This window comes from Mitsuaria sp. TWR114 (assembly GCF_007997345.1).
Map to the genome: position 1 here is coordinate 1 of NZ_VOSR01000550.1, position 7,076 is coordinate 7,076.

Genomic DNA, 7,076 nt, shown 5'->3' on the forward strand with positions numbered 1-7,076 from the left:
CGCGAAGGCGCCGCCGCGGTCGATGTCGGTCACCAGCAGGCAGGCCGCGCCGGCCTCGCGGGCGGTGCGCATGTTGACGTAGTCGCTGCTGTGCAGGTTGATCTCGGCGGGCGAGCCGGCGCCTTCGATGACGACCACGTCGTTCTCGTCCAGCAGCGCGTGCAGCGCGCCGCGCGCGCGGAGCCAGAGCGCCTCGCTGCGCTCGCGCCAGGGCGCGCGGCTCAGCGCCTCGTCGACCTCGCCCAGCACCACCACCTGCGAGGCCGTGTCCTTCTCCGGCTTGAGCAGCACCGGATTCATGCGCACCTCGGGCCGCGCACGGGCGGCCAGCGCCTGGAAGTACTGCGCGGCGCCGATCTCGCCCTGCCGGCCGCCGAGGCCGGGCACGACGCGCGCGTTGTTGCTCATGTTCTGCGCCTTGTACGGCGCGACGCGCAGCCCCTGGCGCGCATACCAGCGGCACAGCGCCGTGGTGAGGAAGCTCTTGCCGGCGCCGCTGGTGGTGCCCAGCACCATCACCGCGCGGCCGCGGCCGGCGGTCGCGCGGGGGCGATCGTTGTCGTCGCCGCTCATTGCGTGGTCTCCACCGGCACGGTCGTGTCGAACGCGCCATGCACCGACGGCGCCGCGGGCAGCGCCCGATGCCCGCCGAAGGTCTGCATCGCCGCCGTCAGCGCGTCGACGGCTTCCGGCGCCTGCACCGACACCCGCACCAGGCCCGGCAGGCCGAAGGAGCTGGCGTCGCGGAGCTTGATCCCCAGCGCCCGCAGGCCTTCGAGCAGCGGCTCCGGCGTCGCCAGCCAGGGCGCCGGCAGCGCCGCGAGCCAGAAGTTGGCGACGCCGCCGTCGATCTGGTCGAAGCCCAGCGCCGCCATCCGGTCCCATTGCGCGGCGCGCCACTCGCGCAGCAGCGGCAGCGAGGCCTCGAGCTCGTCGCGGATCGCCGGCGTGGTCCAGGCCTCGAGCAGCGCCTGACCTTCGGCCGAGAGCACCCAGCTGGGCGCCAGTTCCGCGACGCGGTCGACCCAGAGGCCGTCGCGCGGCCCGAGCAGGTAGGCGCCGCGCACGCCGGTCATGCCCAGCGCCTTGTTGGGACAGACCAGGCGCCAGGCGCCGTCGGCGATGGCCTGCGGCAGCGCGCAGCCGCCCCCCAGGCGCAGCGCGCCGTAGGCCTGGTCGACGACGAGCTGCGAGCCGCTGTGGCCGAGCGCGAGCGCGACCGCGGTCCATTCGGCCGCGCCGAAGCTAGCGCCGGTGGGATTGTTGGGATCGCAGACCCAGACCAGCGACGGCAGGGTCAGCGTGTCGGCAAGCTGGAAGGCATCCTCGTAGCCGCACACCTGCAGGCCCAGAGCATGCGCGGCGGCGGCGTAGTCGCCGAAGCCGGGCTGCGGCACGCACACGCGGGTCACGCCCGACAGCATCGCGGCCAGCGTCAGGCGGCGGATCGCCTCCGAGCCGCCGGAGGCCGGCAGCACGCGGTCGGCATCGACGCCGTGCCAGTCGCCCAGGCGCGCGCGCAGCGCCGCGTAGGCGGGATCGGGATACCGCAGCCGGTCCGCGCGCAATACCGCGTCGAGCGCGGCCGGCGGCGGGCCGAGCGGATGGGCGTTGGTGGAGAAATCGTGGCGCACGGGCGGGCCGGCGTCGGTGCCGCCGTGCAGCGGCAGAGGGAAGCGGCTCATCGCGGGCCTCCGAGGATCAGGACCAGGCCGAGGCCCGGGGCGAACGCGCCGCGCAGCGCTGCGGCGCCGAGCGCCAGCAGCGCCGCCAGCCCCAGCACCGCGCCGGCCGCGAGGCGCTGAGCGGCGCCGATGTCGCCGGCGACCACCGGCGCGCCAGACGGGTTCAGGGTGTAGTGGCCGGGTTTGCTCAGCAGCCGGTCGAGCCGCAAGGCCATCGCGCCCATCGGCCAGCCGCCGTTGGGCGAGGGCGTGCGGGCGGCTTCGTGCCGCAGGGACGCGAGCAGCGCCGGCCGCAGCGCGATGAGGGCCAGGCCGGTCAGCCGCGCGGGGATCCAGGACAGCAGGTCGTCGGCGCGAGCGGCCCATTTGCCGGCCCATTCCCAGCGACCGCGATAACCCCACATCGCATCGGCGGTGTTGGCGAAGCGGTAGGCGGCCGCGCCGGGCAGTCCAGCGACCATGAACCAGAACAGCGGCGCCACGACCGAATCGTTGAGGTTCTCGGCCAGCGTCTCGATGGCGGTCTCGCGCACCTGCACCGGCGAGAGCGCGCGCGTGTCGCGGCTGACGAGGCGGGACAGGCGCGCGCGGCCGTCGTCGAGCGAGCGCGCCAGCGCGGTCTCGACGGCGCCGACCTCGTCGCGCAGCATGCGCCAGGCCAGCATCGGCTTGAGCGCGAGTCCCACCAGCAGCGCCGCGGCGCCCAGGCGCCAGCCGCCGAGCCACGGTTCCAGGCCCGCGATGATGGTGTGCTCGATGGCCCAGGCGGTGAGGGCGGCCAGGAGAAGGCCGATCGTCCAGGCGAGTGCGCCGCCGAGGAAGGCGGCCTTGGCCGACATCGCGCACAGCCGGTCGCCGAAGAGCGCCAGGAAGCGGCCCATGCCGACGACGGGATGCACGGCGGCCGGTGGCTCGCCGAACCAGCGGTCGACCAGCAGGGCGATCGGGATCGCGAGAGCGAGCAGCCAGGGCATGGGAAGCGTGGACATCTTGGCGCGGGCGGGCGAAATCAGGCGCGCAGCTTAGCCGTCAATCCTCGATGCCCCGCTGGGCGGGGACACCGGCCTTGAAGTGGTGCTTGACCATCGTCATTTCGGTGACGGTGTCGGCCAGGTCGATCAGCTCCTGCGGCGCGCCGCGACCGGTCAGGCAGACATGCACATGGGGCGGCCGCTCGCGCAGCGCCTGCAGGACCGGCTCCAGCGGCAGCCAGCCGTAGCGCAGCGGATACATGATCTCGTCCAGCACGACCAGGAAGTGCTCGCCGCCCAGGATGGTCGCCTTCGCGCGCTCCCAGCCGTCGCGCGCCAGCTGCGCCGAGTGGTCCAGGTCCTTGCTCTTCCACGAGAAACCATCGCCGAGCCCCTCGATCGGCACGCCGATCTGCTCGAACAGCCGGTGCTCGCCGAAGCGCGCGCTCGGCACCTTCATGAACTGGTAGATGTGGACCCGCTTGCCGCGGCCATGCGCCCGCAGCGCCAGGCCGAAGGCGGCCGTGCTCTTGCCCTTGCCGTTGCCGGTGTGGACCAGCACCAGCCCGCGGCGCTCGCCGCTGGGGATGATGCGTTCGCGGTCGACCGGCGGTTGTTCGATTTCCATGTCGTGCTCCGAAAGAGAAAGACCGTCACCCCAACTCCGCTTGCCGGAAACGAGGTCGTCGACGATTCACTCGGTGAACCCCCTCTCCCGCTTGCGGGAGAGGGAGGGGTGAGGGCCAGCGGTGTTGGCAGTGCCGAGGACTCCTCAAGCGATCAGATCCGCGCCCGCAGGCTGAGGCGGAAGGTGCGCGGCTCCATCGGATGGACGAGCCGGCCGTCGATCCCCGCGCCGCCATTGCAGCCCGCGCCCTCGGCCCGCGTGCAGGCGGCGCCCCAATACTCGATGTCGTTGGCCTTCGTGTTGAAGACGTTCAGCACATCCAGCCCCACCTGCCAGCGCTCGCTGACCTGGTACCCGAGCCGCCAGTTGGCGGTGAACACCGCCTTGGACTGCTGCGTGCCGGTCTCCTCGAGCGCGTAGGCGCCCAGGTAGCGCAGCTTGACGCCGCTGGACCATCGCCCCGCCGGCGCCCAGTTGGCCGACAGCGAGGCCGAGACCGGCACCGCATTGGGCACGCGCCGGCCGCTGCCGAATTCATTCGAGGTCGCTTCGACGAAGCGCGCCCGCGACCAGGCGAGGTCCGCGTCGATCAGCCAGTCGCGGCCGACCTGCACGTCGTTGGACCACTCCAGGCCGAGTCGCCGCGACGCGCCGCGCGCCTCGGTCACGCCCTCGTCGCCGACGAAGACCAGCTCCGACGCCAGCCGGGCCTGCCACAGCGCCAGACTGGTGGTCCAGCCGGCCGCCGGCCGGGTGCGCAGTCCCAGCTCGGTGCTCTGCGTGCGGGCCAGCAGCGGCAGCGTGTCGGCCGGGCTGCCGTCGGCAGGATTGGTCGTGGTCGTCGCGCCGCGCGCGTCGTTGGAGCGGAAGGCGCGGGCCCAGTGCAGGTAGAGCTCGGTGTCCGACGCGACCCGCGCGATCAGGCCCAGCTTCGGGCTGAACTGCGACTGGCTCGCCTTGCCGCCATTGCCGAGGTTGAACTCGCCGCCGGTGGGCGTGACCGTCGCCCGCATCGTGTCCCAGCGCGCGCCGACGGTACTGCGCAGCCAGCCGGTCCAGCGGCTGCCCCATTCGACGAAGGCGCCGGCGTTGTCCTGCGTGACGCGGTCCTCGCGCACGGTGTGCGTGCGGACCCGGCCGACGGTGTCGTACAGGCCGAGCGTGCCGATCCGGTCATGGCGCCATTGCAGGCCCCAGGTCAGGCTCTGGTCGGCGGGCAGCCAGGCGGCCGGCAACTGGTGCTTGAGCGATCCGCCCCAGAGCCGGCGGTGGTCCGCCTGCTCGTGCTGGTCGCCGTCCGGGCCGTTGATGAAACCCGACGGCGCCGAGAACAGGTTGAGCGCGTAGTCGATCACCCAGGCCTGCGCGGTCCACTGGCCGCCGCCCTGGTTGTAGGCGAGCGCGCCGCTCAGGCTGTGGCGGTGGGTGCGGCCGCCGTCGTCGGGTGAGAGCGTGCCGTAGCGGCCGATCTCGCCGCTGTCGATGGCGCGCTCGGGCACGTGCTCGCTGGCGCGCCAGCCGGCGCTGTAGCTGAGCAGGTCGACCTGCGCGCCGTTGCGCTCGTCGCCGCGCGTCAGCCGCAGCACCGCGTTGCGGCGGTGCAGGTCCTCGGGCTGGTCCCAGGGGCCGTCGTACCGGCTGCCCTCGACGGCGCCCAGCAGCGTCCAGCCGCCGTCCACCCGCGTGCTGCCGGCCGCCAGCGCGCGCTGGTAGCCGTAGGGGCCGGCGGTGAGCTGCGCATAGGGGCGCTCGATCTCGCCCAGGTAGCCGATGCGCGAGGCGCCGGTGGTGGCGAAGTCGCCGTCCTCGGCGGCGAAGGCGCCCTTGCGGTAGCGCAGGCTCTCGACCAGCTCCGGGATCAGGAAGTTCAGGTCCATGTAGCCCTGGCCGTGCGCGTGGCTGGCCATGTTCACCGGCATGCCCAGGACGAAGGTGGCGAAGTCGCTGCCGTGGTCGAGGTTGTAGCCGCGCAGGAAGTACTGGTTGGCCTTGCCGTCGCCGCTGTGCTGGGTGACGGTCATGCCGGGCATCGCCTCCAGCAGCTCGGCCGGGCGCAGCAGTGGGCGCAGCGCCAGGCGCTCGACGCCGACCTCGCCCTCGGAGGCGCTGCCCGCTTCGCCGAGCTGCGCGCGGCTGCTGATGCGGACGGTGTCCAGCGTGCCCGATGGGTCGGCCTGCGCGGCGGCGCCCGTCGCCGTTGTTGCGATCGCGATGGCGATGGCAATGGCCACGGCGGTCGGGCGATGTGCCCGCAGTGCGTGGGAGTCGTTGGCGTTCATGCAGTCCCCTGTGGGCTCAAGTTGTTGTCGTTGTTCGTCGCCCGTCGCGCCTGCCACATCGCGCCGGCGCTCATCAGCAGCGCCATCGCGACCCACGCGAGCGCCTGCTCGAGCGAGCGCTGCGTCGCCGCACGCGGCTCGGGCTTCGGCGCGTCGGGCACGCGCTGCAGCGCGAGGCCGCGCACGGTCGGCACCGGCGACACGGTCGCGGGCGCGCGCTCCGGCGCCTTCGCCGGGGGGCGAGGCGCGGCCGCCGGCACGACCGGCAGCGCGGGCACCGCCTGCGGCAGTTGATCTGCCGTCCAGCGCCGCACGGCCGCCAGCTCGTTGCTCAGCGGCGCGTCCTTCGTCAGCTCGCGGTACAGCGCGGCGAGCCCCTGCTTCGTCTGCGCGTCCGGCTGCCAGTAGCCCATGCGCTCGGCCTGCACCAGCCGCTCCAGCGCCTGCGCGTAGGCCTGCGGGTTCTGCTTGAGCCACGCGGGCACGCCGAGCTGGTGCTTGTCCTTCACCAGCACGTCGTAGAAGCTCTGCCAGTGGTCGGCGCGCACCGTGCCCGGCGCGATGCTCTGCCAGCCGAAGCTGTACTGCACCGCCTTGAGCACCTGCAGCGCGCCCGCCCAGCCCTCGGCCTGCTGCGCCTTCAGCCAGCCGGGATGCAGGTAGCGGCTCTGCATCTCCAGCGCGATCGCCTGCGTGGCGGTCTCGGTGTGGGCCTCGGCGGCGTCCTGCAGCTGGCTCACGTGCAGGGCCAGGCCCTTCGTGTTTGCCGGCGACCGCGCGGCCGCGGCCAGCCCGCCGAGGTACTGGAACGGATCGTCGCTGCTGACCATCGCGTAGAGGTGGCTGCTGCGCGACATCAGCGCCGCGTCGGTGTGGCGCAGGTGCGCGCCCAGCGCCTGGCGCGCCTGCCCCGCGGGCACGGCGAGCGGCTCGCCGTCGACATAGGGCTGGCTCATCGTCGAGAGGAACAGCTGGCCCAGCCGCGGATCGGGTCGGCCGTCGCCGCCCTGCAGGCCGTTGTCCTGCACCGCGTCGGCGATGCCGGTGCCGTAGTCGCCGGCCGGATTGCCGAAGACGCGGGCCTGCGCCAGCGTCCGGGCCTGCGCCGCCGGCAGGCCGGCCTGGCGCAGCTCGGCCGCGATGACGCGGTTGTTGGCGGCGATGGCGTTGTCCGCCTCGGCCTCGCCGGCCGCGGCGACCGCCTGGTCCACCAGCTTCATCAGCGCCGGGAACTGGTCGCGGTAGGAGCCGGTGATCGACAGCAGCACGTCCACCCGAGGCCGGCCCAGCTCGGCGACGCTCAGCAGCCGGATCGAGGTCGGACGGCCGGTGGCGTCCCACACCGGCGTCGCGCCCAGCGCCACCAGCGCCTGCGCCTCCATCACGCCCTGATGGCGCAAGGTCTCGCCGGCCCACAGCGACAGCGCCAGCCGCGTCGGCGCCGCGCCGGCCCGGGCCTGCTCCTCGTACCAGCGCTTGAACAGCGCTTGCGCCGCCTCGAAGGCCTGGCGCG

General features: G+C 73.6%; 5 protein-coding genes and 1 pseudogene. All 6 read right to left on the reverse strand.

All coding sequences use genetic code 11. From position 1 onward, the window contains the following. Positions 1-573: pseudogene (locus FUT87_RS19060) on the reverse strand (AAA family ATPase); the annotation flags it as partial. Beyond that, positions 570-1,685, reverse strand: a complete 1,116-nt coding sequence (locus FUT87_RS19065; protein WP_147242046.1) for a histidinol-phosphate transaminase — start codon at positions 1,683-1,685, stop codon at positions 570-572. The gene FUT87_RS19065 and the pseudogene FUT87_RS19060, both read right to left, overlap by 4 nt. Further along, positions 1,682-2,674 carry an adenosylcobinamide-phosphate synthase CbiB gene (cbiB, locus tag FUT87_RS19070; RefSeq protein ID WP_255511921.1) on the reverse strand — a complete coding sequence of 331 codons (993 nt, stop codon included), beginning with the start codon at positions 2,672-2,674 and terminating at the stop codon, positions 1,682-1,684. Before cbiB ends, FUT87_RS19065 begins: the two co-directional genes overlap by 4 nt. A gap of 40 nt (positions 2,675-2,714) precedes the next feature. Beyond that, positions 2,715-3,284 carry a cob(I)yrinic acid a,c-diamide adenosyltransferase gene (gene cobO, locus FUT87_RS19075; protein ID WP_147242047.1) on the reverse strand — a complete coding sequence of 190 codons (570 nt, stop codon included), beginning with the start codon at positions 3,282-3,284 and terminating at the stop codon, positions 2,715-2,717. A 152-nt stretch (positions 3,285-3,436) separates the two neighbouring features. After that, complete coding sequence (locus tag FUT87_RS19080; protein WP_147242048.1) at positions 3,437-5,563, reverse strand: TonB-dependent receptor; 2,127 nt, start codon at positions 5,561-5,563, stop codon at positions 3,437-3,439. Further along, on the reverse strand, positions 5,560-7,076 hold a 1,517-nt coding region (locus FUT87_RS19085), incomplete at its 5' end, for a cobaltochelatase subunit CobN (RefSeq protein ID WP_186830634.1). The genes FUT87_RS19085 and FUT87_RS19080, both read right to left, overlap by 4 nt.

Coding starts and splice junctions, on each gene's coding strand:
- cbiB (WP_255511921.1), bottom strand. CDS start 2,674: ATGTCCACGCTTCCCATGCCCTGGCTGCTCGCTCTCGCGATCCCGATC.
- cobO (WP_147242047.1), bottom strand. CDS start 3,284: ATGGAAATCGAACAACCGCCGGTCGACCGCGAACGCATCATCCCCAGC.
- FUT87_RS19065 (WP_147242046.1), bottom strand. CDS start 1,685: ATGAGCCGCTTCCCTCTGCCGCTGCACGGCGGCACCGACGCCGGCCCG.
- FUT87_RS19080 (WP_147242048.1), bottom strand. CDS start 5,563: ATGAACGCCAACGACTCCCACGCACTGCGGGCACATCGCCCGACCGCC.